This window comes from Sorangium sp. So ce296, from assembly GCF_051529605.1.
Classification (GTDB): Bacteria; Myxococcota_A; Polyangia; order Polyangiales; family Polyangiaceae; genus Sorangium; species Sorangium cellulosum_D.
In genome coordinates, this window is sequence record NZ_CP150325.1 from 418,540 (window position 1) to 440,060 (window position 21,521).

The 21,521-nt window shown below is 73.6% G+C and carries 19 protein-coding genes; 7 read left to right on the top strand and 12 right to left on the bottom strand.

The genetic code is table 11. From position 1 onward, the window contains the following. Positions 1 to 22: 22 nt before the first annotated feature. Complete coding sequence (locus tag WME98_RS01675; RefSeq protein ID WP_437949668.1) at positions 23 to 688, bottom strand: glutathione S-transferase N-terminal domain-containing protein; 666 nt, start codon at positions 686 to 688, stop codon at positions 23 to 25. Positions 689 to 764: 76 nt separating this feature from the next. Here WME98_RS01675 and WME98_RS01680 point away from each other — a divergent pair, with 76 nt between their 5' ends. Together WME98_RS01680 and WME98_RS01685 are read left to right on the top strand one after the other, a co-directional pair. Further along, positions 765 to 1,733, top strand: coding sequence for a LysR family transcriptional regulator (locus WME98_RS01680; RefSeq protein WP_437331832.1), 969 nt, complete (start codon positions 765 to 767; stop codon positions 1,731 to 1,733). A 236-nt stretch (positions 1,734 to 1,969) separates the two neighbouring features. Continuing rightward, positions 1,970 to 2,395: a YciI family protein gene (locus WME98_RS01685; RefSeq protein WP_061625572.1), complete on the top strand. Its 426-nt coding sequence runs from the start codon at positions 1,970 to 1,972 to the stop codon at positions 2,393 to 2,395. An 80-nt stretch (positions 2,396 to 2,475) separates the two neighbouring features. Here WME98_RS01685 and argC read toward each other — a convergent pair whose 3' ends face one another. The 4 genes from argC to WME98_RS01705 form a co-directional block, all read right to left on the bottom strand. Continuing rightward, entirely contained in the window at positions 2,476 to 3,429 is a 954-nt protein-coding gene (gene argC, locus WME98_RS01690) for an N-acetyl-gamma-glutamyl-phosphate reductase (protein WP_437953947.1), read from the bottom strand. Positions 3,430 to 3,543: 114 nt separating this feature from the next. Further along, positions 3,544 to 3,807 (bottom strand): hypothetical protein, encoded by a 264-nt coding sequence (locus WME98_RS01695; protein ID WP_437949669.1) that lies wholly within the window; start codon positions 3,805 to 3,807, stop codon positions 3,544 to 3,546. A 4-nt stretch (positions 3,808 to 3,811) separates the two neighbouring features. Then, positions 3,812 to 4,405, bottom strand: coding sequence for an RNA polymerase sigma factor (locus WME98_RS01700; RefSeq protein ID WP_061625570.1), 594 nt, complete (start codon positions 4,403 to 4,405; stop codon positions 3,812 to 3,814). Between the two features lie 8 nt (positions 4,406 to 4,413). Continuing rightward, positions 4,414 to 4,626, bottom strand: coding sequence for a YgaP family membrane protein (locus tag WME98_RS01705; protein ID WP_437949670.1), 213 nt, complete (start codon positions 4,624 to 4,626; stop codon positions 4,414 to 4,416). A 143-nt stretch (positions 4,627 to 4,769) separates the two neighbouring features. On the opposite strand from WME98_RS01705, the gene WME98_RS01710 reads away from it, so the two are divergent. Continuing rightward, entirely contained in the window at positions 4,770 to 5,933 is a 1,164-nt protein-coding gene (locus tag WME98_RS01710) for a M20 metallopeptidase family protein (RefSeq protein ID WP_437949671.1), read from the top strand. 25 nt (positions 5,934 to 5,958) lie between these two features. Beyond that, positions 5,959 to 7,227 (top strand): dicarboxylate/amino acid:cation symporter, encoded by a 1,269-nt coding sequence (locus WME98_RS01715; protein WP_437949672.1) that lies wholly within the window; start codon positions 5,959 to 5,961, stop codon positions 7,225 to 7,227. 80 nt (positions 7,228 to 7,307) lie between these two features. On the opposite strand, the gene WME98_RS01720 is transcribed toward WME98_RS01715, so the two are convergent. After that, positions 7,308 to 7,547, bottom strand: a complete 240-nt coding sequence (locus tag WME98_RS01720) for a hypothetical protein (RefSeq protein WP_437949673.1) — start codon at positions 7,545 to 7,547, stop codon at positions 7,308 to 7,310. Positions 7,548 to 7,612: 65 nt separating this feature from the next. Next, positions 7,613 to 8,014, bottom strand: a complete 402-nt coding sequence (locus WME98_RS01725; protein WP_020737951.1) for a group II truncated hemoglobin — start codon at positions 8,012 to 8,014, stop codon at positions 7,613 to 7,615. A gap of 316 nt (positions 8,015 to 8,330) precedes the next feature. On the opposite strand from WME98_RS01725, the gene WME98_RS01730 reads away from it, so the two are divergent. Continuing rightward, positions 8,331 to 13,925, top strand: coding sequence for an nSTAND1 domain-containing NTPase (locus WME98_RS01730; RefSeq protein WP_437949674.1), 5,595 nt, complete (start codon positions 8,331 to 8,333; stop codon positions 13,923 to 13,925). 29 nt (positions 13,926 to 13,954) lie between these two features. Here WME98_RS01730 and WME98_RS01735 read toward each other — a convergent pair whose 3' ends face one another. From WME98_RS01735 to WME98_RS01755, 5 genes are all read right to left on the bottom strand, one after another. Beyond that, the gene (locus WME98_RS01735) at positions 13,955 to 14,335 is read right to left on the bottom strand and encodes a hypothetical protein (protein WP_437949675.1); all 381 of its coding nucleotides are present in this window, start codon (positions 14,333 to 14,335) and stop codon (positions 13,955 to 13,957) included. Between the two features lie 347 nt (positions 14,336 to 14,682). After that, positions 14,683 to 15,441 (bottom strand): hypothetical protein, encoded by a 759-nt coding sequence (locus WME98_RS01740; RefSeq protein ID WP_437949676.1) that lies wholly within the window; start codon positions 15,439 to 15,441, stop codon positions 14,683 to 14,685. 226 nt (positions 15,442 to 15,667) lie between these two features. Beyond that, complete coding sequence (locus tag WME98_RS01745; RefSeq protein ID WP_437949677.1) at positions 15,668 to 16,615, bottom strand: hypothetical protein; 948 nt, start codon at positions 16,613 to 16,615, stop codon at positions 15,668 to 15,670. Between the two features lie 225 nt (positions 16,616 to 16,840). Then, a complete protein-coding gene (locus tag WME98_RS01750) occupies positions 16,841 to 17,866 on the bottom strand; it encodes an S-adenosylmethionine:tRNA ribosyltransferase-isomerase (protein WP_437949678.1) in 1,026 nt (341 codons plus the stop codon). Next, positions 17,863 to 18,693: an SDR family NAD(P)-dependent oxidoreductase gene (locus WME98_RS01755; protein WP_437949679.1), complete on the bottom strand. Its 831-nt coding sequence runs from the start codon at positions 18,691 to 18,693 to the stop codon at positions 17,863 to 17,865. Before WME98_RS01755 ends, WME98_RS01750 begins: the two co-directional genes overlap by 4 nt. Positions 18,694 to 18,782: 89 nt before the next feature. Between WME98_RS01755 and WME98_RS01760 the strand changes: the two genes are divergently transcribed. Together WME98_RS01760 and WME98_RS01765 are read left to right on the top strand one after the other, a co-directional pair. Further along, entirely contained in the window at positions 18,783 to 19,343 is a 561-nt protein-coding gene (locus WME98_RS01760; RefSeq protein WP_437331850.1) for a helix-turn-helix domain-containing protein, read from the top strand. A gap of 66 nt (positions 19,344 to 19,409) precedes the next feature. Further along, a complete protein-coding gene (locus WME98_RS01765) occupies positions 19,410 to 21,467 on the top strand; it encodes an AAA family ATPase (protein ID WP_437949680.1) in 2,058 nt (685 codons plus the stop codon). Positions 21,468 to 21,521 lie beyond the last annotated feature (54 nt).

Consider the following 21,521-nt stretch of genomic DNA (forward strand, 5'->3'; position numbering starts at 1 on the left):
CGCGCAGGTCGCGGTGGATGCGTCACCCCACGGCGCGCTGGGCGCCGGCGGGGAGGCTCTCCCCGTGCCGCTGGGTCTCCCGCACGAAGCGCGCCCACTCCTCGTCGAAGGCGCGCGCCACGCTGGGGCGCGCCCGCAGGCGCGCCTGGTACGCGCGGAGCGCCGGCCAGGCCTTCAGGTCGACGGGCGTGACCGAGGACCAGTTGAGCACCGCGAAGAGGTAGGCGTCGGCGACCGAGAAGCGATCGAGCAGGAACTCCCGCCCTTCGAGCCGCCCCGCCACCCAGCCGAGGCGCGCGTCCGCCTTGGCGAGCGCGTAGCCCTTGACCTCGGCCGGGGCCGCCTTGTCGAGCAGCGGCACGTAGACCGCCTTGTGGAGCTCGGTGCCGATGAAGCAGAGCCACTGCTGGAGCCGCGCCCGGCCGAGCGGATCCCGCGGCGCGAGCCCGGCTTCCGGGGACCGGTCCGCGACGAGCTGCAGGATCGCCGCGTTCTCGGTGAGGATCTCGCCGCCCTCGATCTCGAGCGCGGGCACGAGCCCGAGCGGGTGGACGGCGCGGAAGTCCGCGCCGTCCTCGGTGCGCTTCGTCTTCGGGTCGACCTCGACGAACGAGGCCTCGACGCCGGCCTCGTAGAGCGCGATGCGCGTGGCGAGAGAGCATGCGAGCGGGGAGAAATAGAGCTTCATGAAGACCTCCTGACGGCGAGGAAGGTGCGCCTCGAGGGGCTGTGCGTCCAACGCATCGTCGTGATAGGATCTATGCGTGTCACGCATAACTTCTCTCCCCGCGCCCCCGGCCATCGGCCCGCGACCTCAGCTCGAGATCCGCGATCTGGAGCTCGCCGTCGCGCTCGCGGCCGCCGGGAGCACGGCGGGCGCGGCGTCCGCGATGCACATCACGCAGTCCGCCGTGAGCCGGGCGCTCGCCCAGGCGGAGGAGCGGGTCGGCGCGCGCCTGTTCGAGCGCACCGCGCGCGGGGTCACGCCGACCGCCGCGGGCGAGCGGCTCATCGCGGGCGCCGGGCTCATCCTCGCGCAGCTCCGGGAGCTCGAGCTGGAGGTGGCGGCGCCCGCGGCCCCGACGACGCGCGTCCGCCTCGTGTGCGAGTGCTACACGGCGTACCGCTGGCTGCCCTCGGCGATGGCGAGCCTCCGGCGCCGGCTGCCCCGCCTCGAGGTGGAGCTCGCGGTGGAGCACACCCAGGATCCGGTCGGCGCGCTGGTCCGGGGCGACATCGACGTCGCGCTGCTCACCACCGCCTCGTTGCCGGGCCCCCGCGAGGGGGGCGGCGCGCTCGCGGAGCGGCCGCTCTTCTCGGACGAGGTCGTGTTCGTGGTCTCGACCTCGCACCCGCTCGCCGGGCGGGGGTCGCTCACGCGCGACCACCTGCGGAAGGGCCCGCTCATCACGTCGAACACGCCGCCGGCCGAGGCGCGCTGGTTCATGAGCGCCGTCTTCGGGCGAAAGCGGCCCAGGCTCGAGTTCCTGCGCTTCCCGCTGACCGAGGCCGTCATCGACGCGGCGCGCGCCGGCATGGGCATCGCGGTCCTGTCGGAGTGGATGGCGCACGGCTATCTCGGGGACGGCGATCTGACGGTCAAGCGGCTCTCGTCCGGCCCGCTGCGCCGGCCATGGCGGATCGCCTGCCGGCGCGCGTCGGAGGACGCCGCCGAGCGCCTGAGCGCCGCGCTGGAGAGCTCGGCGCCGCGGCTCTACACCCGCGCCGGGTGAGCCGGCGAGCTGCTCCTCGGGACGTGCGGGGATGACGGAGTCGCCGAGCCAGGGCGCTGGGGGCCGGACGGACGGGTGAGGGCGTGCGGCGCGGGCGCCGCCGCCTCGGGCCGACGCAGAAAAAAAATCGACGGCCGTGTCGATCTCGCGTCCGCTCGTTCGTCGCGTCGACAAGGGCGAGGGCTCACGCCCGGTCGAGGCCGCGCCGAGCCCGGCTCGAGAAGGGAGACACGACGATGCGATTCATGATGCTGATGATCCCGAGGGGGTACGAGAGCGCGGCGCCGGGCACGATGCCGGACGCCAAGGCGGTCGCTGCGATGATGAGGTACAACGAATCCTTGCAGAAGGCGGGCGTGCTGCTCGCGCTCGACGGCCTCCACCCGCCCTCGATGGGCGCGCGCATCTCGTTCCCCGGAGGGAAGCCCCAGGTGGTCGACGGGCCTTTTGCCGAGGCGAAGGAGGTGCTCGGCGGCTACTGGATCATCCAGGTGAAATCGAGGGAAGAGGCGATCGCGTGGGCCTCGCGCTGCCCCGGCTCGGAAGACGCGATCATCGAGGTTCGCCAGGTCCAGGAGCTCGCGGACTTCCCCCCCGACGTCCAGGCCGTGGCCGGGCTCCCCGAGATGCTGGCGCAGCCGGCGCAGCGCATGGGGGCGTGACGCGTCGACCGCGGCGCGCCGGCGGGCGCTTGGGCGCTCGCCGGCCGACGTGACAGCGAGCGCCCAGCGCGCGGCCGGGATCAGCCGAGGCCGGTGTCCTCCGGCGTGCCCAGCATCAGATTCAGGTTCTGCACCGCCGCGCCGGAGGCGCCTTTGCCGAGGTTGTCGAGGCGCGCGACGACCAGGATCTGATCGGGCTTGCCGAACACGAAGACGTCGAGTCGGTTCGTGTCGTTGCACTCGAGGGCGCCCAGGTAGCCGTCGTCGAGCGCGCCCTGGCCGCCGAGCGGCATCATCCGGATGAACGGCTCGCCGGCATAGTACGACGCGTAGAGCTCGTGCACCGACGCGGGCGTCGCCGGTCGGCTCAGGGCGTCCACGAAGAGCGGGACCGAGACGAGCATGCCCTTGTAGAAATCGCCGACGACCGGCTGGAAGAGCGGCGCCCGCTCGAGCCCGGCGATCGCGCGCATCTCCGGCAGGTGCTTGTGCTGCAGGGTGAGCCCGTACGGGCGCGCGCTGCGGAGCTGCTCGCGGCGGGCCGGGTCGGCCTGCTCGTAGGCCTGGATCATCTTGCGCCCGCCGCCGCTGTAGCCGGTGAGCGAGTGAGCGACGACGCGGGCGTCCCTGGGCAGGAGCCCCTGGTCGACCAGCGGGACCACGAGCGCGAGGAACCCGGTCGCGTGGCACCCGGGGACGGCGACGCGCCGCGCGCGCCGGACGGCCTCGCGCTGCCCGGGGCGGAGCTCCGGAAAGCCGTACACCCAGCCGTCGGCGGTGCGGTGCGCGGTGCTCGGATCGATGACGCGCGTGCTCGGGTTCTCGATCATCCCGATGGACTCGCGGGCGGCGTCGTCGGGCAGGCACGTGATGAGCAGATCCGCCTCGTTGATCATCGCGCGGCGCGCCGCCGGGTCCTTGCGCCGCTCCGGATCGATCTCGAGCAGCTGGAGATCGCGGCGGCCCTGCAGCCGCTCGCGGATCTGGAGCCCCGTCGTCCCTTCCTGCCCGTCGATGAACACCCGATGCATGATGGGCATTTCCATACGCCGAGCGCGCCCCCGGGACCAGCGCTTCGCGCGCCCGAGGGGCGGCCGGATCGGCGCCTTTCGCGGATGCGCGCCGAGCTCCGGAGGCACCACGAGAGCTCACCCGCGCCCCGCCGGCCCTCCAGCGCACCCGCCGTCGTCGCACACCCCCTCGGGGCGCTCCCCGCGCGCCCTGGCGACGACCACCTGGATCAGCCCCACCGTCCAGCACATCGGGCATCCGCGCAGCGCCACGAGCGCGACGGGCAGCAGCGCGATCGACGCCCAGAGGAGATCCCGCGCGAGGAGCGCCGAGGCCGCGAGGGCCCCGAGGCCGATCACCCCGCGCGCGAGGTGCGCCGCGAGGCTCTTGCTCGCGAACATGCCCCTACCCTCCTCCGTTACGCGCGGGAGGCGCGGGTGGCGCGCCCTCCCGCCGGAGGACCTCCGCCCGGACGAGCTGCCGCGCCCGGTGGAGCCGGCTCTTCATGGCCGCCTCGCCGAGCCCGAGCATCCGGCACACCTCCTCGCCGGTCAGCCCCTCGACGTCGCGCAGCACGAGCACCTCGCGGTACGGCCGCTCCAGCGCGGCGATCGCCTCGTGCACCGCGCGCACGAGCCGCCAGCGCTCGAAGGCTGCCTGCGGGTCGAGCTCGCCCGAGGGCGCCGCGTCGGCGTCGTCCACCCGCTCGCCGAGCCGCGCGCGCTCCCGCGCGAACGGGCGCAGCATGCGCAGGCACGCGTTCCGGACCACCGTCATGAGCCACGAGAGGACGCCCGGGTCCCGCGCCACCTCGGGGCGGCGCGCGAGCTTCGCGAACGCCTCCTGGACGGCGTCGTCCGCGTCGAAGGCGTCGCGGCACACGCGCAGGCCGAAGCGGTACACGCGGTCGTGGTAGGCGCGCACGAGCAGCTCCAGCGCGCCGTCGTCGCCGCGCGCCGCCGCCGTGAGGACCGTATCGTGTGACGTCGACGCGTCCATCGAGCGCCTCAGCCCGGCCGGAGCCGGCAGGTGGACCTGCCGAGCAGAGCGTACCCGAGGCACGCGCCCGACAGCGCCGTGAACAGCAGGTACACGCCGATCAGACCGAGCGCGCCGAGGCGCGCCGCGAGCGGCAGCGGCGCCGCCCAGGCGCACGCCAGCAGGGCCAGCGCCGAAAGACCACGGAACAGGCGATCCATCTTTCCCACATTGCGTCTCATGCGCTCCTCCATCGTTCGCCCGGAGAAGCCCCGGCGCGGGGCGAAGGATTCAGGAAATCGTCACCGGCGCGAAGCTCGCCCCGTGGGCCGCGGGCGACGCGGTCGCCGGCGCGGCGCGTCGAGGCGGGTGGTACCATCGCGGCATGGCCGATGACCTGAGCAGGGACGTGCAGCTCCTCGATCGCGATCTCGTCGCCGTGCGGCGCGATCTGCACCGGCACCCCGAGCTCGGCTACACGGAGGTGCGCACGTCGCAGATCGTCGCGGAGCGGCTGCGCGGGCTCGGCCTGTCGGTGCGCACCGGCGTGGCCGGGACGGGCGTCATCGCCGACCTCGAGGGCGAGCGCGCCGGCGGCACCCTGCTGTTGCGCGCCGACATGGATGCGCTCCCGGTCGAGGAGCAATCGGGGCACGACTTCCCGTCCGAGACGAGGGGCGTGATGCACGCGTGCGGCCACGACGCCCACGTGAGCGCGCTGCTCGGCGCGGCCACGCTGCTCGCGGCGCGCCGGGATCGCATCGCCGGCAGGGTGCGCTTCCTCTTCCAGCCCGCGGAGGAGCTCGCGGGCGGCGCGCTGCAGATGATCGAGGCGGGGGCGCTCGACGGCGTCGATCAGGCGCTCGGCGCGCACGTGATCTCGCCCCTGCCGTTCGGGGTGGTGGCGACGCGCCCCGGGCCGTTCTTCGCGGGGATCGACACGTTCGAGATCGCCGTGGTCGGGAAGGCGGGCCACGGCGGGCTGCCGCACCTGTCGGTCGATCCGATCTACACGGCGGCGCAGGTCGTGACCGCGCTGCAGTCGATCGTCTCGCGCGAGACGAAGCCGGGCGAGCCGCTCGTCGTGAGCATCTCGGCCATCTCCGGCGGGAACGCGGCCAACGTCGTCGTGGAGCGCGTGGCGCTCCAGGGCACGGTGCGGTGGTTCTCGCAGGAGAGCCGGGAGCACGCGCTCGACCGCATCCAGGGGATCGCCTCGGGGGTGTGCTCGGCGCTGCGGGCCTCGTGCGACTTCAGGGTGCTGTCGAGCTCGCCCGTGACGGCCAACGCCGCGGCGCCCGTGGATCTGGTCGCCGCCGCGGCGCGGGCGACGCAGCGCGCGGAGGTCATGGATCCAGGGCCGCTCACGGTCAGCGAGGATTTCTCGGAGTTCACGAGCCGCGTTCCTGGATGCCTCTTCACGGTGGGAGCGGGCGGGCCGACCGCGGCGCCGCACCACCACCACGCGTTCGACCTCGATGAGCGCGCGATCGGGCTCATCGCGGAAATTTTCACCAGGGCGGCAATTTCCGCGCTCGGGCCGGAGTGACGCGGCCGGCATGCTGGCGGCCGCGATGACGAGAACGCTGCGGACCCTCCTCACGGCCCACCGCTTCACCCTCCTCCTGCTCGCCTCGATCGCCGCCGGCGCCGGGCTCGGCCTCGCGCTCGGCGAGCGCACGGCGGTGCTCAAGCCGCTCGGCGACCTCTTCCTCAACCTCCTGTTCACCCTCGTCGTGCCGCTGATCTTCTTCTCCATCTCCTCCGCGGTGGCGGGCATGGGCAGCCTGCGGCGCCTCGGGCGCATCGTGACCGCGATGCTCGGCGTCTTCGTCGCGACCGGCCTTGTCGCTTCGGCGCTGATGCTCGCCGCCGTCGCGCTCTACCCGCCCGCCGAGGGCCTGCAGGTGACGCTCCCCGGCAAGCCGGAGGTCGCGCCGGTCAGCCTCGGCGACCAGCTCGTGGGCGCGGTCAGCGTCCCCGACTTCGGCGACCTGCTCTCCCGCAGGAACGTGCTGCCGCTCATCGTGATGGCCTTCCTGGTCGGCCTCGGGACCACGGCCGCCGGCGAGCGCGGCCAGCCGGTCGCGCGCCTGCTCGCCTCGGCGAACGAGGTGATGCTCAAGCTCGTCGACTTCGTGATGTACTACGCGCCGATCGGCCTCGGCGCCTACTTCGCGCACCTCGTCGGCGCCTTCGGCCCGACGCTGCTCCAGTCGTACGTGCGCGCCGTCGGGCTCTTCTACCCGCTCGCCGCCGCGTACTTCTTCCTCGCCTTCACGCTCTACGCGTGGCTCGCCGGCCGCGGCCGCGGGGCGAGGGCGTTCTGGAAGAACATCCCCGCGCCAGCGCTCACCGCGCTCGCGACCTCGAGCAGCATGGCGGCCATCCCCGCGAACCTCGAGGCGGCGCGGCGCTCCCGGGTGCCGGACGACATCGCGGAGGTGGTCATCCCGATCGGCGCGACCATCCACATGGAGGGCTCGTGCCTCTCGGCGGTGCTCAAGACGGCGCTGCTGTTCGGCGCCTTCGGCCGCGAGCTCGGCGGAGCCGACACGTACCTGGCCGTGCTGGGGGTCGCGCTCCTGAGCGGCACCGTGATGAGCGGCGTCCCCGGCGGGGGATTCATCGGAGAGCTGGTGATCGTCTCGCTCTTCGGGTTTCCGATGGAGGCGCTGCCCATCATCTCCACCGTCGGCGCGCTCGTGGATCCGCCGGCCACGCTGGTCAACGCGGTCGGCGACAACGTGAGCAGCATGATGGTGGCCCGCCTCCTCGACGGCCCGGCCTGGCAAGAGCGGCAGGCGGACGCCGCGACGCCCGCGACGCCCGCAGGCGCCTGACCCGGTGCGCTCCGGGAGGCGCCGCTCACGCCCGAGCAGCCAGGGCGCTCTCGCGCGCGGCGCCCGAGGACCGGCGCCCCTCACCAGCCGGATTCGTCGTCCTCGCCCAGCACGCCGCCGATCAGCCCGGCGGCGCCGCCCGCGGCCGCGCCGCCGCCGCCTCCCAGCAGACCTCCGACGAGCGCGCCCTCGGCAGCCCCGCCGACGAGATCGCCCTCCGGCGACTCCTTCGCTTCCCGCTCGGCAGCCGGGGCTGGCGTCTCCTGCCGGGTTGCGGTCGTTGCGGTCTTCGCTGGCTGGTTCTTCTTCTGCGTCTTCATGGTGAGCCTGCGTGCAACCTCCGCACCAGCCGCGGCGGGCGCTCACCGGACGTGGAGGAAACGGCTCAGCCCGGTCGGTTGCGCATGAAGTCCGCCACCTCGCCGAAGCGCTGGTCGAGGAAGGCGTGGAGCGGCGCGGGCACGCCGAGCTCGGTCATCGCCGCGCGCATGCAGCGCAGCCACGCGTCGCGCATCGCCACATCGACCGGGACGCGGGCGTGGCGCATTCGCAGCCGCGGGTGGCCGTGCGCCGCGATGTAGTCCTGCGGCCCGCCCAGCCAGCCGATCAGGAAGAGCGCGAATCGGTCGCGGCTCTCCCGCGCGACCTGGCCGCGCTCATCGCACACGTGGAGGCGCGCGAGCGCCGGCTCGTCGCGGCCCATGAGGTCGTAGAAGCGCTCGACCAGCCGGCGCACCGCCGGCTCGCCGCCCAGCAGGGCGAAAGGGGTCTCGGACGCATCGACCATTCGCACGCCGTCTAGCGATCCGCCGCGGTGCCGTCAACGTGGGCCAGGTCGTCCGCTGCGACGTGGGTCGGGTCGCCCGCCCGGCCCGCGCTCGACGCGCTGGCGGCGCGCCGACGCCGGACGACGCGCGGGGGCCACTTTATGAAATGGTGGGCAGCGACATCGGCTGCCCGAGCATCGGACCGGCCATCTCGTCGAGCTCTCCCGGCCACGCGCCGAACGGGCTCGACGGCCGCGATCGGCGCGATGCTCTCGTGGCGTCGGGCCTTCCGCCCGAGGCCGCCGCGGGGAGGCGGCTGCCACCTGAGGGGTTTCGATGAACCGGGAGACTCTCGCTCCAGGGATGGTGTTCCAGGGCCGCTACGAGCTCCTCTCCGTGCTCCGGGAGAGCAGCCTCGGCACCGTCTACCGGGGGCGACGGATCGAGACCGGGCAGCCGATCGCCCTCAGGCTCATGCGCCTCGACCGCGGCGGCGACCCCGCAGATCCAGAAGACCTCGCGCGCTCCCTGCAAGAGATGTGTCGCTGCGCGCGGCTCCACCATCCCAGCATCGTCCGGCCCATCGACTGGGGGCAGGCGGACGAGGGGCACGTGTTCACGGTCAGCGAGCTCGTGCCCGGCCAGAGCCTGGCCGAGCAGCTGTCGCAGCAGGGCGCGCTCGAGCCGCAGGAGGCGCGGCACCTGATGCGGCAGGTCCTCGACGCGCTGGCCTGCGCGCACAGGCAGGGCATCGTCCACGGGGCGCTCCGGCCGACGCACGTGATGATCGTCCCCTCGACGGCGCGGCGGGACGCGCGCGTGCTCGATTTCGGCGTCGCCGCGGTCGCCGCGAGCCTGCGGAGCGGCCGGGGCGGAGGGCCCGCCTCGGGGACCGAGCCCCTGGGCTTGCTGGCGTATGCAGCCCCCGAGCAGATCTGGGGGCCCGCGCCGACGGCGCGCTCGGATCTGTACGCCTGGGCGCTCATGTTCCTCGAGTGCCTCACGGGCAGGCGCGCGGACCGGGCCAGCCCTCCGGACGGGGGCGATGTCCAGCAGCAGGGCCGTGGGCCGGTCCGGATCCCTCCTGCGCTCCTCGGGCACCCGGTCGGCGCGATCGTCCGGCGGGCGACGAACGAGGAGGCCGACGAGCGGCTCGTCACGGCCGAGGGCCTCCTGCGCGAGCTCGACGCCTGCGAGCCGGGCGGGCTCCGCCGCGCGGCCCTCGTCGACCTCGGCGTGCCCATCGGCGCGGAGACGGCGGAGAGCCCGGGCTCGGGGCCTCTGACGCGGCCTGCCGCGGGCGCGCTCCCCGAGGAGGTGGAGACGCCGGAGATGTCAGGGGCCACGCCGTCCGCGGAGGAGGCCCCGACGACGCCGGCGGATGCCCTGGCGACGCCGGCGGATGCCCTCGCGGCCTACGCGCCCCCGAACGTCGGCGACACCATCAAGCACTACGAGATCATCCGCAAGCTGGGCCAGGGCGGCATGGGGGTCGTGTTCCTGGCCCGCGACACGAGGCTCGGCCGCCTGGTCGCCATCAAGCTGCTCCGCGAGCACAGCAGGCAAGGCATCGGGCGCTTCCTCGCCGAGGCGCGCGCCACGGCGCGCTGCAGGCACGAGAACATCGTGGTCATCCATGAGGTGGACGAGATCCAGGGGCACCCCTACCTCGTGCTCGAATACGTCAAGGGCCGCACGCTGCGCGAGTGGATGTCGCAGCGCGAGCACCCGAGCGCGTCCGGATCGCCCATCGCGCACACGCCGCCCGGCCCGCTGTCGCCCAGCCTGGCCGTCGAGCTCATGATCCCGGTGGTCCGCGCGCTGGCCTGCGCGCACGAGCTCGGGATCGTGCACCGCGACCTCAAGCCGGAGAACATCCTCCTGGAGGACACCGGCTCCATCAAGGTGCTCGATTTCGGCATCGCCAAGCAGATCGAGGCCGAGCGGATCTCGATGTTCACGGGCGTGCGCATGGTGCTCGCCGGAGGGGCTCGGCCGAGCGCGCAGAGCACGATCCTGGGCACGCCCCGGTACATGTCCCCCGAGCAGCTGCGGGGCGGGGACATCGACGCCCGCTCCGACCTCTGGGCCGTGGGCATCATCCTCCACGAGCTGGTCACCGGGGCGCACCCGCTCGACCCGTTCTCGGCGGCGCGGCTCGTGGAGATCGTGAACCTCGAGCAGCCGATGCCCGCCGCCGGCGAGCGGCGCCCCGACGTCGGCCCGCTCGGCGCCCTCATCGACCGCTGCCTGAAGAAGCGCGCGGCCGAGCGCATCGGCTCGGCCAAGGAGGTCCTCGCCGAGCTCGAGGACCTCCTGCCGGGCCGAACGTCGCTCGCGCTGAGCGAGGACGAGAGCCCGTTCGCCGGCCTCGCCGCGTTCCAGGAGGCGGACGCCCCGCGCTTCTTCGGGCGCGATCGCGAGGTCGCCGCCCTGCTGACGCGGCTGCGCAACCAGCAGCTCGTCGCGGTCGCCGGGCCCTCGGGGGCGGGCAAATCGTCGTTCGTGCGCGCGGGCGTGATCCCGGCGTTGAAGCGCATGGGCGATCGCTGGGAAGCGTTCATCCTGCGCCCGGGGCACCGCCCGCTGTCCGCCCTCGTCGACGTGCTCGCGCAGGTCGCCGAGGCGGAGCCCGCCAGCGCGACGGGCTCGCCCGAGCTCCCCGACCACGACGAGCTCGTCGCCACGCTGCGCGCGCAGCCGGGCAGCCTGGGCGCCCGGCTGCGGGCGCGCTGCCGCCGGGTGGGGAAGCGGCACCGCATCCTGCTCTTCGTCGATCAGTTCGAGGAGCTCTACACGCTCGGCGCCGCCGCCGAGGCGCGGGCGGCGTTCATCGCGTGCCTCACGGGCGCGGCCGACGACGCCTCCTCGCCGCTGCGCGTCCTGCTCGCCATCCGCTCGGACTTCCTCGATCGCATCGCCGACGACCACCACTTCATGACCGAGGTGACCCGCGGGCTCTCGTTCCTCCCCTCCATGGGTCGCGACTGCCTGCGCGAGGCCCTGATGCGGCCCACCGAGGCGGCCGGCCACCGGTTCGAGACCCCGGCCATGGTCGAGCACATGCTGAGCACGCTGGAGAGCACCCGGAGCCCCTTGCCGCTCCTGCAGTTCACGGCCGCGAAGCTGTGGGAGGCGCGCGATCGGGAGCGCCGGATCTTGACGCGGGAGAGCTACGAGCGGCTCGGCGGCGTGGCCGGCGCCCTGTCCGCCCACGCGGACGCGGTGCTCTCGGCGCTGCCGCCCCACGAGCAGCGGCTGGCCCGGGCGGTGCTCCTGCGCCTGGTGACGCCCGAGCGCACGCGCGCCGTCGTGCGCCTGGAGGAGCTCCGCGAGCTCGCGCGGGACGGTCAGAGCGACGCCGCCCAGGCGATCGCGCAGGTGGTCCAGCACCTCGCCGCCGCGCGGCTGCTGCTCATCGAGCCCGGCGGCGAGCGCGAGGGCACGACCGTGGAGCTGGTGCACGAATCGCTGATCGAGCGATGGGCGAAGCTCGGGCAGTGGCTCGCCGAGAGCGAGCAGGACGCGGGGTTCCTGGCCCGGCTGCGCGCCGCGGCCGAGCCATGGGACGCGAGCGGGCAGGCCGAGGGGCTGCTCTGGCGCGATCGTGCGGCGAACGACGCCCGAGCGTGGTACGAGCGCCGCCGCGCCGAGCACGGGGCCGAGTGGCGCGCCGGGCTCGGCCGGCGCGAGGAGCGCTATCTCCTGGCCGTCGTGGCCCATTGCGAGCGGGCGCGCCGCCTGCGCCGGCGGCTCACCACGGGCGTGATCGCCGCGCTCACCGCGTTCGCGGTCACGGTGTCGTACCTGGCGGTCCGCGCCGACCAGCAGGCCGCGCGCGCCGATCGGGAGGCCCTGCGCGCGCGCAACGCCACCCGCGTGGCCGCGGCGCGCGAGCTGCAGGCCGACCCCACGAGCGTGCTCGCGATCCTGCGCGAGGTCGAGCCGCGCGACGAGCCGCGGGGGTGGGCCGTCCTCGCGCGCTGGGCGCTGTACAGCAGGCTCGCTCGCGCGGTGCTCGTCCACCCGGACGGGGTGCTGGACGCGGACTATAGCCCTGACGGCAAGCGCATCGTCACCGCGTCGGCCGACAGGGCCGCGCGGGTGTGGAACGCCGACGGCACCGGCGAGCCCATCGTCCTCCGCGGCCACACCGATCCCGTCTACTCCGCGGCGTTCAGCCCCGACGGCAAGCGCGTCGTCACCGGGGCGCAGGACCGGACCGCGCGCGTGTGGAACGCCGACGGCACCGGCGAGCCCCTCGTCCTCCACGGCCACGACGCCTGGGTCCTTTCGGCGGCGTTCAGCCCCGACGGCGAGCGCATCGTCACCGCGTCGGCCGACCGGACCGCGCGGGTGTGGCGCGCCGACGGCGCCGGCGAGCCCATCGTCCTCCGCGGCCACACCGATCAGGTCTATTCGGCGGCGTTCAGCCCCGATGGCGAGCGCATCGTCACCGGGGCGCAGGATCGGACCGCGCGCGTGTGGCGCGCCGACGGCGCCGGCGAGCCCATCGTCCTCCGCGGCCACGACGATCGGGTCTACTCCGCGGCGTTCAGCCCCGATGGCAAGCGCATCGTCACCGCGTCCTGGGACAGGACGGTGCGGGTGTGGAACGCCGACGGCACCGGCGAGCCCCTCGTCCTCCGCGGCCACACCGATCGAATCTACGGGGTGGCGTTCAGCCCCGATGGCAAGCGCATCGCCACCGCGTCGCAGGACGAGACCGCGCGGGTGTGGAACGCCGACGGCACGGGGGATCCGTTCGTCCTCCGCGGTCACGACGATCAGGTCTATTCCGTGGCGTTCAGCCCGGATGGCCATCACCTCGTCACCGCGTCGCACGACAGGACCGCGCGGGTGTGGAACGTCGACGACACCGGCGAGCCCCTCGTCCTCCGCGGCCACACGGATCGCGTCTACGGGGTGGCGTTCGGCCCCGATGGCCGGCGCGTCGCCTCCGCGTCGCTCGACAGGACGGTGCGGGTGTGGAACGCCGACGGCACGGGCGAGCCGATCGTCCTCCGGGGTCACGACGACGAGGTCAACTCGGTCGCGTTCAGCCCCGACGGCCAGCGCATCGTCAGCGGGTCCGCCGACAAGACCGTGCGGGTGTGGCGCGCCGACGGCGCCGGCGAGCCCCTCGTCCTCCGCGGTCACGGCGATCAGGTCTACGCGGCGGTGTTCAGCCCCGACGGCCAGCGCATCGTCAGCGGGTCCTGGGACCGGACCCTGCGCGTGTGGCGCGCCGACGGCGCTGGCGAGCCCCTCGTCCTCCGCGGCCACGAGGATCGGGTCTACGCGGCGGCGTTCAGCCCCGACGGCCAGCGCATCGTCTCCGGATCGTCGGACAACACCGCTCGGGTGTGGCGCGCCGACGGCGCCGGCGAGCCGACGGTCTTGCGTGGTCACGACGGCGGCATCAACGCGGTGGCGTTCAGCCCCGATGGCCGGCGCGTCGCCACCGCGTCCTGGGACCGGACCGCGCGGGTGTGGCGCGCCGACGGCGCCGGCGAGCCGCTCGTCCTCCGCGGCCACGAGCACTGGGTGCTCGGGGTGGCGTTCAGCCCCGACGGCACGCGCATCGCCACCGGATCGCAGGACGACACCGTGCGGGTGTGGCACGCCGACGGCGCGGGCGAGCCGCTGGTGCTCCGCGCCTCCGATGCGCCGATCAACGCCGTGGCGTTCAGCCCGGATGGCCAGCGCATCGTCGCCGCGGCGGACGACAGGGTGGTGCGGGTGTGGACCGACCTCGAGGAGCTCCGCAGCGTCGACGACCCGAAGCTGTGGGCCGCGACCACCTACTGCATGCCGGTCGACCGGAGGATGGAGCTATTGCGCGTGCCCGAGGCCGCCGCCAGGGCCAGCCGGGAGGCGTGCGTGCGCCGCGTCGAGGCGGCGCGCGCGGCCGCCGGGAGGCCCTGGTGACGCGATCCACGCGCTTTCCACGGGCTCGTTCACGAGCTCGAGACGAGCGTTCTGACGAGAAAGCTCGGCTCCTCTCCGCCTCCCTTCTCACGAATGAACTTGAGCGCTTTTCCGAGGGGGTTCGCTGCGGCCATCTCTCCTCGAAAGAAGCACCTGTATTTGAGCGGCAGCGTTCCTTGGCCTGCGACGTCATGGAACCATGCGCCTCCGTTCGACGCACCGACCGCGGCGCCTGCGAGCGCGCCGAGCTCCAAGACGGCGGTCCAGAAGGCCGCGACATCCTCCTCCTCTTCGGGGAACCCCGATCTGGCCATCTCCAGCTCCAGCAGCTCGAGGGCTCGAAGAGGTTCGGGCACGGGCGAGTCTTCCACGAGCTCACGGGCCACGAGCTCGCGGGCGAGCTCCTGCATCGCGCCGTTGACGAGTCGATCGACCGCGCCCTCATCGATCGCGGCCTGGGGTAGGTCCTGGTCGAGGATCGCAGGGTCATCGCCGACCCAGAGCCGGGCGCCGCACGCCGCGACGGCATCGCGGAGAAACGCAGGCGGCTCGTGCTGGCAATTGTAGAACAGCTCGAGCTCGCCATAGGCTCGACGCGGGTTGAGGCACCGGATCAGCGCAATGATGGTCGAGAGGGCTGGTCGTGCCGAGCTCTCGGCTGCCGTTCGGTGGTCGGTCTGAATCGCACGCGCACGACCGTCCTTCGGTTCGAGCTCCACGTCGATGCGATCTAGCGAGATGTACATAGGCTGGGTTCCTACGAGAAGGTTGCCTTCGGCTGGGCCGCGACAGCCTCCACGGCTCGGAAGTCGCGAACGCTCCTGCCAACAAGGGTCTCGGCGGTCGCCCGCGCGTCGATGACGCCAGGGATGTGCCGCAGCGCTGACGCGACGCGCTCGGAGAAGGCATCGAGATCCCGCGCGGCGAGGCGCACCGCACGCTGCAGGATCTCTGGCTCAACGACGAACTCTCTTGGACGAGCGGGTATGCCGTGTTCGGATTCTTCCCGAATGTGAAGCATCGGGGCGTCATACCAGGCCGTTAACCATGGGTGACCGATCCAGAGCGTCTCGGGGGTTTCGGCCGATCGATGGGCGGCTGTCCGCCAATTTTCGAGATCGCCCAGATCCCCACAACAGGTCGGTAACAAGAGGACCTCGACGTCGTGGATGAGCGCGAGGCCACCGCTGAGGGCGCCGACCTCGTCGTCAGCTGGAACGCTGTCGCCGAGGTGTGCACGCAGGACCGTGATCAGCGCGTCCTGGGACGTCAGCGCATCGATCGCGACGAACCACGAGCCGGGCACGATGGGGTCAACACCGTCCAGGCCGCCCGCACCAAGGCAGGCCCGCCAGTAGCTCTCGCTCTCTGTTGCCGTCCACGGCCCCGAGCTCGGATAGGGCGCCGAACCGAAGCGGCCGGGCTCGAGCTCCACGACGGGCATCAGACGAAGCGCGTCCGTCGTGACGCGAATGTCAGGCTGCTCCCCGGAGAGGCATCGGGCCATGTCCACCATCGTTCTCGTCCGCCCTATGACCGGGCTTCTGCCGCGGTGCGAAGTACCGCCGGCAGCAAGCCCTTATCGGATAGAATTCTCGATCCGCTCGGCAACGTCACGACCGAAGTCGTCGACGCCTGGCGAAACGGAAAGAGCGCTACACATTTCACGTTCGTCGAGCACGACTTGGAGCGCAGACGCGGGCTCATCCGCAAACAACCCCTATAGCCACATCCGTCAATCGTCAGGAGAGCACTTCGGCGGCGGTCTTCGCCCCAAGGACGTTATCGATCCAGCGGTCGAGGATCGCGATGTCCGTGCATGCCTGGATGCGCGCGCTCTCGTTCTCGCTGAGCACGATCCCTGCACGCGCGAGCAGCCGCAACAGCGTATCCCTCTTGCCCTTGAGCTCGCCCTCACGGATGCCCTCGAGCTTGCCCTCACGCATGCCCTCACGGATGCCCTCGAGCTTGCCCTCACGCATGCCCTCGAGCTTGCCGCGATCGATGAGCTTCTGCACGAACGGGGGAAACGTCGCCTCGCCTTCGATCTGCCGTTCCATGACCAACGCCTCCAGAGCCTGCCGCATCGGCTCACGCAACGCGTTCCAGATGAGCTGAAAGTAGACCATCGCGTGCTCCTGGTCGAGCGGGCCAAGGGCAGCGAGCGCCGCCAGGACCACGGCGGGTCCGTTCGGCCCGTTGCCGTGCGCCACCGCCGAGAGCACGGCGAGCTCCGCCTCCGCCTCGCCCGGATCGGTGATCTCGGGGACGACGGCCGGGCCGAGCACCAGGGGCGCGACGTGGCCGAGGCCCAGGCCGAGGTCGATGCTCTCCGCCGCCCAGGCAGCCACGCCGGCGTCCGGCGCGACCACGAGCACGACCGTGCGGCAGCGCTTCCTGGCGCGCACGACCGTGACGTACGTCGGCCACGAGAACTTCTTGTTCGCATCCATGTCGCGCTGGACCTCGACGACGATCGCCAGCACGATCGTGCCGCTCGCGTCTCGAAGCTCGAGCACCAGGTCAGCGCGGAACTCCACGGGGAGGAGCTGGTCGAGCGACGACTCGACCACCGCGGCGGCGACGTGCGGCGGCACCTCGACGTGAAAGAGCGTCGCGAGCAAGCGGGGCGCGAGCGCCGGCCGGTCACGGAACATCTCGACGAGGGCGTTGTGCTCGAGCGTCGGCATGACGCTCGGCCTCGAGCACGCGGCATGCCGACGCGAAACAGCGGGAAAACCCGGGGAGAAAGCCAGCTCGGGGGGTGACGGCGCCATGGCGGAGCTGGCGGCGACCACGCCCCCTCCACGGCACGACGGCGCAACGTCACAATCAACTGTGCTGCTCGACATACCTCGGCGTTTTCGCATGCAGGCAGCGAACCGGCCCGCACTCGGCGAGCCGTCGCCCGGAGATCAGCTGAGCACGAGGTAGGAGTCGCCGAACTCGTGGCAGAGATACCCCGCCTGCTCGGCGTACGCGTTGGCGCGGTGGAGCAGCGGGGCCGGCGCGAACGCCTCGAGGAGCCGGAAATGGCTCTCGGTCGGGTCGTGCACGCCGGTCAGGAGCCCGTCCACCACCCGCGGCCGGAAGCCAGGGTGGAGGACCAGATCGGTGACGCCCGAGCCGGCCCGGAGCTCACCGCCGTTCTGGGCGGCGCAGCCCTCCAGGGCGCGCGTCACCGTCGTGCCCACCGCGACCACCCGGCGCCCGCTCGTCTTGGCCTCGCGCACGGCCGCCACCGTCTCCTCCGGGATCTCGAAGCGCTCCGGCAACGGGAGCAGCGCGTCGAGCGCCGGCTCGCCGGTCGACGAGATCCCGGCCGCGTGCGTCAGCGAGGCGACGCGCACGCCGCGGCGGATCAGCTCGATCAAGAGCCCCCACACGAGCGGCCGTCCCGCCGACGGGAGCTCGGCGCAGAGCGGCCGGCTCGCGTAGCGCGTCTGCGTGTGCCAGAGCTCGAGCGGCGCCGCGACGTACGCGTACTGGATCGGCCGCCCCCTCCGGTAGAGCGCCGACCAGAGCGGCGCGCCCCGCTCGCGGAAGGCGATCTCGACGAGGCGCGGCGAGGCCGGCGACACCCGCTCGACCGCGGCCGACAGGTCGTCGCCGAACGTCACCGCGTCGCCCGGGCCGAGCGCGGGCGGCGGCGGGCGATCCTCGGTGCGCGTGCGCCAGTCGCCCGCGCCGAACAGGAGGGCCGCGTAGCGCCCCTCGGACAGCTCGCCGATGAGGCGCACCTCCACCGCCGCGCCGCCCCCGGTCGCGCCGTGGAGCGACGCCGGCAGCGTGGCGCCGTCGTTCACGACCAGGAGATCGCCCGGATCGAGGAGCGCGGGCAGATCCGCGATGCGCCCGTCGCGCAGGCACCCGAGGCGGGGATCCACGTGGAGGAGCCGCTCCTCGAGGGGGTTCTCGCGAGGCCAGGCGGCGGGGCTCATGGCGCCTCCTCGAAGCGCGCGGCCTCGACGCGCGCGCCGCTCGGCACCTCGCCGGCGCGGCCGATGAGGGCGACGATGCGCCTCGCCACGTCCGCGGGGTCGGCCAGCGCGCTCGGATCGGCGTCGGGGATCGCCTCGGCGTGCATCCGCGTGTTCATCTCGCCGGGATCCACCGCGTAGAAGGCGACGCCCGTGCCCTCGAGCTCGGCGGCCCAGGTGCGGCTGAGGTGATCGAGCGCCGCCTTCGAGGCGCCGTACGCGCCCCACCGCGGGTAGGCGTTCACGGCCGCGTCCGAGCTGATGTGGACGACCACCCCGCGCCGCCGCAGCGCCATCGCGCCCGCGATCACCTTGGTGAGGCGGAACGGGCCGACCACGTTGACCTCGAGCACGCGGCCGAGATCCTCGCACTCGGTGTCGAGCAGGATCGGCAGCGGCGTCCTGCCGAGCGTGCTCGCGTTGTGGACGAGCAGATCGATGGGACCGACCAGCGCCGCCGCCGCGCCGGCGATCGCGTGGGTCTGGCCCTTGTCGCCGATGTCCGCCGCGAGCGCGTGCGCCACCCCGCCCTGCGCGGCGATCTCGGCCGCCACGGCCTCGAGCGGCGCGCGCTCGCGCGCGACCAGGACCACCTTCGCGCCCCTCCGGGCGAGCTCCCGCGCGAGCGCGGCGCCCAGCCCGCGGCTCGCCCCGGTGACCAGCGCCGCGCGCGGCGCGAACGGCGCGCCCCGCGCGGCGTGGGCGTCCCGCGCGGCGTCGGCGAGAGACGGCTGGGAGATGCCTCCAGCCTGGATCAGCGACTCACTTCCGGTCGACTCGTCGTTCATGGTGCTTCCTCCTCGCCCAGAGCCTAATCTGCGCTGACCCATAATTTGGAGCCACCTCCAGTATCTTGGAATCGTGCTAATCTCCGGTCATGGATCAGGACGCGGAGCTCGCCGGACGGCTCGCGAAGAACATCAAGCAGCTGCGCGAGGCCCGCGGGCTCACGCAGCAGCAGCTGGCCAAGCTCGCCGGCGTGCCCCGGGCGACGTGGGCGCACCTCGAGTCCGGCGCGGCGAACCCGACGCTCGGCGTGCTCCACCGCGCCGCCGCCGCGCTCCAGGTCTCGATCGAGGAGATGCTCTCCGCGCCCCGCGCCACGTGCCAGCTCTACGCGCGCGACGCGCTGCCCACGCGCTCCCCCGGCCAGGCGCTCGTCCGCAAGCTCCTGCCGGATCCGATCCCGGGCATGGAGATGGATCGCATCGAGATCCCCCCGGGCGGGCGCATGACGGGCGTCCCGCACACCCCCGGCACCCGCGAGTACCTGACGTGCGAGTCGGGGGAGCTCCAGCTCGTGGTCAGCGGCGAGCGGTTCACGCTCGGCGCCGGCGACGTCGCGGTGTTCCGCGGCGATCAGCGCCACTCGTACCACAACCCCGGCAAGCAGCAGGCGGTCGGCTACTCGGTCGTGGTGCTCGCGCGGGTGCTCTGACCGGGGCGCGCCGCCCGCCGCGCTGCCGGCGGAGCGCGCGCCTTGCTACGCTGGGCGACCCGTCGCATGCGGCTCCGCGATCTCTTCCTCGTCGACCCCTGCCTCCCGCTGCCGGGCGCGGGCGCCTCGGGGCGAGGCGCGGCGCCCGCTCCGGGCGATCTCGCCGGCGTCCTCGTTCCACCCAGCCTCGGCGCGCCGCTCCTCCGCGCGCTCCGGCGGCTCACCGCGGCCCTCGACGAGGGGCGGGCGGCGCCCCTGCCCTTTCTCTGGATCGCGGGACCTCCTGGTTCGGGCAAGTCCACGCTCCTCCGGCTGCTCCTGACCGGCCTGCACAGCGCACCTCCGCCGGGCGGCCTCCTCCCCGGCGCCGCGCGCAGCCCGCGCGATCTCGCCCCCGAGCTCCGCGATGCCCTCGGCGCGCTGCGCGCGCGCATCGACGGGGCGAGCGTCGTCGTCAGCGCCGCGCGCGAAGGGGCGCGAGGCGCGTCGCTGCACGCCGTGGTCCTCCAGCAGCTGAAGGAGCGCCTCGGAGAGCCCACGGAGCGGCGCAGGGAGCTCTCCGTCAAGGATGCCGTCGAGGAGATCTTCGCCCTCCTCCGCCTGCGCGCGCCGGAGAAGACGCTGAGCCTCGGTATCGACGATGTCGACGCGCTCGCCGCCGCGGACGACGCCGGGCGGCGCAACGTCGTCTCGTTCCTCTCCCACCTCGCCCAGCGCCTCAAGTCGCGGGCCTGGCTCGTCGCGACCGCCCGCGACGACGGCCGCGAGCCCGAGGACCTCGGGCCGCTCGAGGCGCTCTTTCCAGCCGATCTCCGCCTCCGCCTCGATCGCTCCCTGCCGGACGTCCTCCGCCTCGGCGCGCTCGCCAAGCGGCCGCCCGCCGAGGCCGCCCTCCGCGATCTCTTCCGGCAGCGCGCCGCGGATCTCGTCCAGCACGCCCGCGCCTCGGCGTCGCTCACCGAGGACGAGCTCGTCGCCTCCTGGCCGCTGCTTCCCGAGGTGATCGACCTCCTCATCCGGACCGCGTCGGCCCTGCGCGCGAGCGCCGCGCCGGGCGGTGAAGCCCCGCTCTCCGTGCCCGGCTGGGTCGGCGAGATCCTCCGCGCCGAGGGCCTCCGCGACGCGCCGCTCGACCGCTGCGTCCCGCTCGACGCCGCCTTCGACGCGGCGCGCGCCGCGCTCGATCCCGCGGTCCTCGCCGCGGTGGCGCGGATCGACGACCTCCCGGAGCTCGACGGGCAGCGCCCGCTCGTCTCGCGCGTCGCGCGCGCGGTCGCCTTGCTCGAGCTCTCCGCGGACGCGGCCCCCGTCACGCCGTCCGGGATCGCGCGATCGCTCTACGGCGGCCCTCGGGAGAGCGTCCCCGTCGCGGCCGTGAGCGCCTGCCTCGCGGCGCTCGAGGCCGCGCGCCTCGCCGGGCTCACCGAGCGCCGCGGGGCCCAGCTCCTCACCGCGTCCTTCGAGCCGTGGCGCCGCGAGCGGGACGACTTCACCGTGACCTTCGAGCACACGAGCGAGCTGATACGCGAGCTGCTCGGCGAGCTCCTCCACGGCCTCGTCGTCCCCCGCCTCGAGGGGCGGTCAGCGCCGCTGCGCGCGTGGTACTCGGACGGCAAGCGCCAGCACGACACACCGCTGCTCCGGCCTCCGGGGGACGCCGCGCTCGGGCTCGACCTCCGCTACCTCCCGATGTACCGCAGATCCGACGCGGAGTGGCGCGACCGCAGCGGGCGCCCGCCGCTCGCCGGGCGGCTCATCTGGGTCGCCGCGGGCGACCCGGACTGCGCGCGCGATCTCTCGATCGATCTGCTCCGCGCGCGCCGGATGATCCGGCGGGCCGAGCGCCGCGCGCCCTCGCAGCGCGAGGATCTCCGCCTCTTGCAGCTCGAGCAGGCCCGGGACATCGACCTGGCGCGCCGGATGCGCGAGGCGGTGACTCGCGAGTTCATGGCTGGCTCCTTCTATTATCGCGGCGAGCCGTGGCCGGCGGCAGAGCTCGGCGCGGGGTGGGGAGAGGCCGCCCTCGCGGCGCTCGCGCGCGCGTCGCTCGCGCACGCGGCGCACGCGGGCCGCTCGACGGCGGCCGCCGGCGAGCGGCTCACCCAGGGAGGGGAGCCGCCGTGAATCCGTGTTGACGGTCCGGATACCGGCCGATATCGTCTGGATTTGCGGACAGGG

What these genes read in the sequence shown, in the direction of transcription:
- WME98_RS01675 (WP_437949668.1), bottom strand. Translation starts at nt 688, where the DNA reads ATGAAGCTCTATTTCTCCCCGCTCGCATGCTCTCTCGCCACGCGCATC.
- WME98_RS01685 (WP_061625572.1), top strand. Translation starts at nt 1,970, where the DNA reads ATGCGATTCATGATGCTGATGATCCCGAGGGGGTACGAGAGCGCGGCG.
- WME98_RS01695 (WP_437949669.1), bottom strand. Translation starts at nt 3,807, where the DNA reads ATGTTCGCGAGCAAGAGCCTCGCGGCGCACCTCGCGCGCGGGGTGATC.
- WME98_RS01700 (WP_061625570.1), bottom strand. Translation starts at nt 4,405, where the DNA reads ATGGACGCGTCGACGTCACACGATACGGTCCTCACGGCGGCGGCGCGC.
- WME98_RS01705 (WP_437949670.1), bottom strand. Translation starts at nt 4,626, where the DNA reads ATGAGACGCAATGTGGGAAAGATGGATCGCCTGTTCCGTGGTCTTTCG.
- WME98_RS01710 (WP_437949671.1), top strand. Translation starts at nt 4,770, where the DNA reads ATGGCCGATGACCTGAGCAGGGACGTGCAGCTCCTCGATCGCGATCTC.
- WME98_RS01715 (WP_437949672.1), top strand. Translation starts at nt 5,959, where the DNA reads ATGACGAGAACGCTGCGGACCCTCCTCACGGCCCACCGCTTCACCCTC.
- WME98_RS01720 (WP_437949673.1), bottom strand. Translation starts at nt 7,547, where the DNA reads ATGAAGACGCAGAAGAAGAACCAGCCAGCGAAGACCGCAACGACCGCA.
- WME98_RS01725 (WP_020737951.1), bottom strand. Translation starts at nt 8,014, where the DNA reads ATGGTCGATGCGTCCGAGACCCCTTTCGCCCTGCTGGGCGGCGAGCCG.
- WME98_RS01730 (WP_437949674.1), top strand. Translation starts at nt 8,331, where the DNA reads ATGAACCGGGAGACTCTCGCTCCAGGGATGGTGTTCCAGGGCCGCTAC.
- WME98_RS01735 (WP_437949675.1), bottom strand. Translation starts at nt 14,335, where the DNA reads ATGCAGGAGCTCGCCCGCGAGCTCGTGGCCCGTGAGCTCGTGGAAGAC.
- WME98_RS01740 (WP_437949676.1), bottom strand. Translation starts at nt 15,441, where the DNA reads ATGGTGGACATGGCCCGATGCCTCTCCGGGGAGCAGCCTGACATTCGC.
- WME98_RS01745 (WP_437949677.1), bottom strand. Translation starts at nt 16,615, where the DNA reads ATGCCGACGCTCGAGCACAACGCCCTCGTCGAGATGTTCCGTGACCGG.
- WME98_RS01750 (WP_437949678.1), bottom strand. Translation starts at nt 17,866, where the DNA reads ATGAGCCCCGCCGCCTGGCCTCGCGAGAACCCCCTCGAGGAGCGGCTC.
- WME98_RS01755 (WP_437949679.1), bottom strand. Translation starts at nt 18,693, where the DNA reads ATGAACGACGAGTCGACCGGAAGTGAGTCGCTGATCCAGGCTGGAGGC.
- WME98_RS01760 (WP_437331850.1), top strand. Translation starts at nt 18,783, where the DNA reads ATGGATCAGGACGCGGAGCTCGCCGGACGGCTCGCGAAGAACATCAAG.
- WME98_RS01765 (WP_437949680.1), top strand. Translation starts at nt 19,410, where the DNA reads ATGCGGCTCCGCGATCTCTTCCTCGTCGACCCCTGCCTCCCGCTGCCG.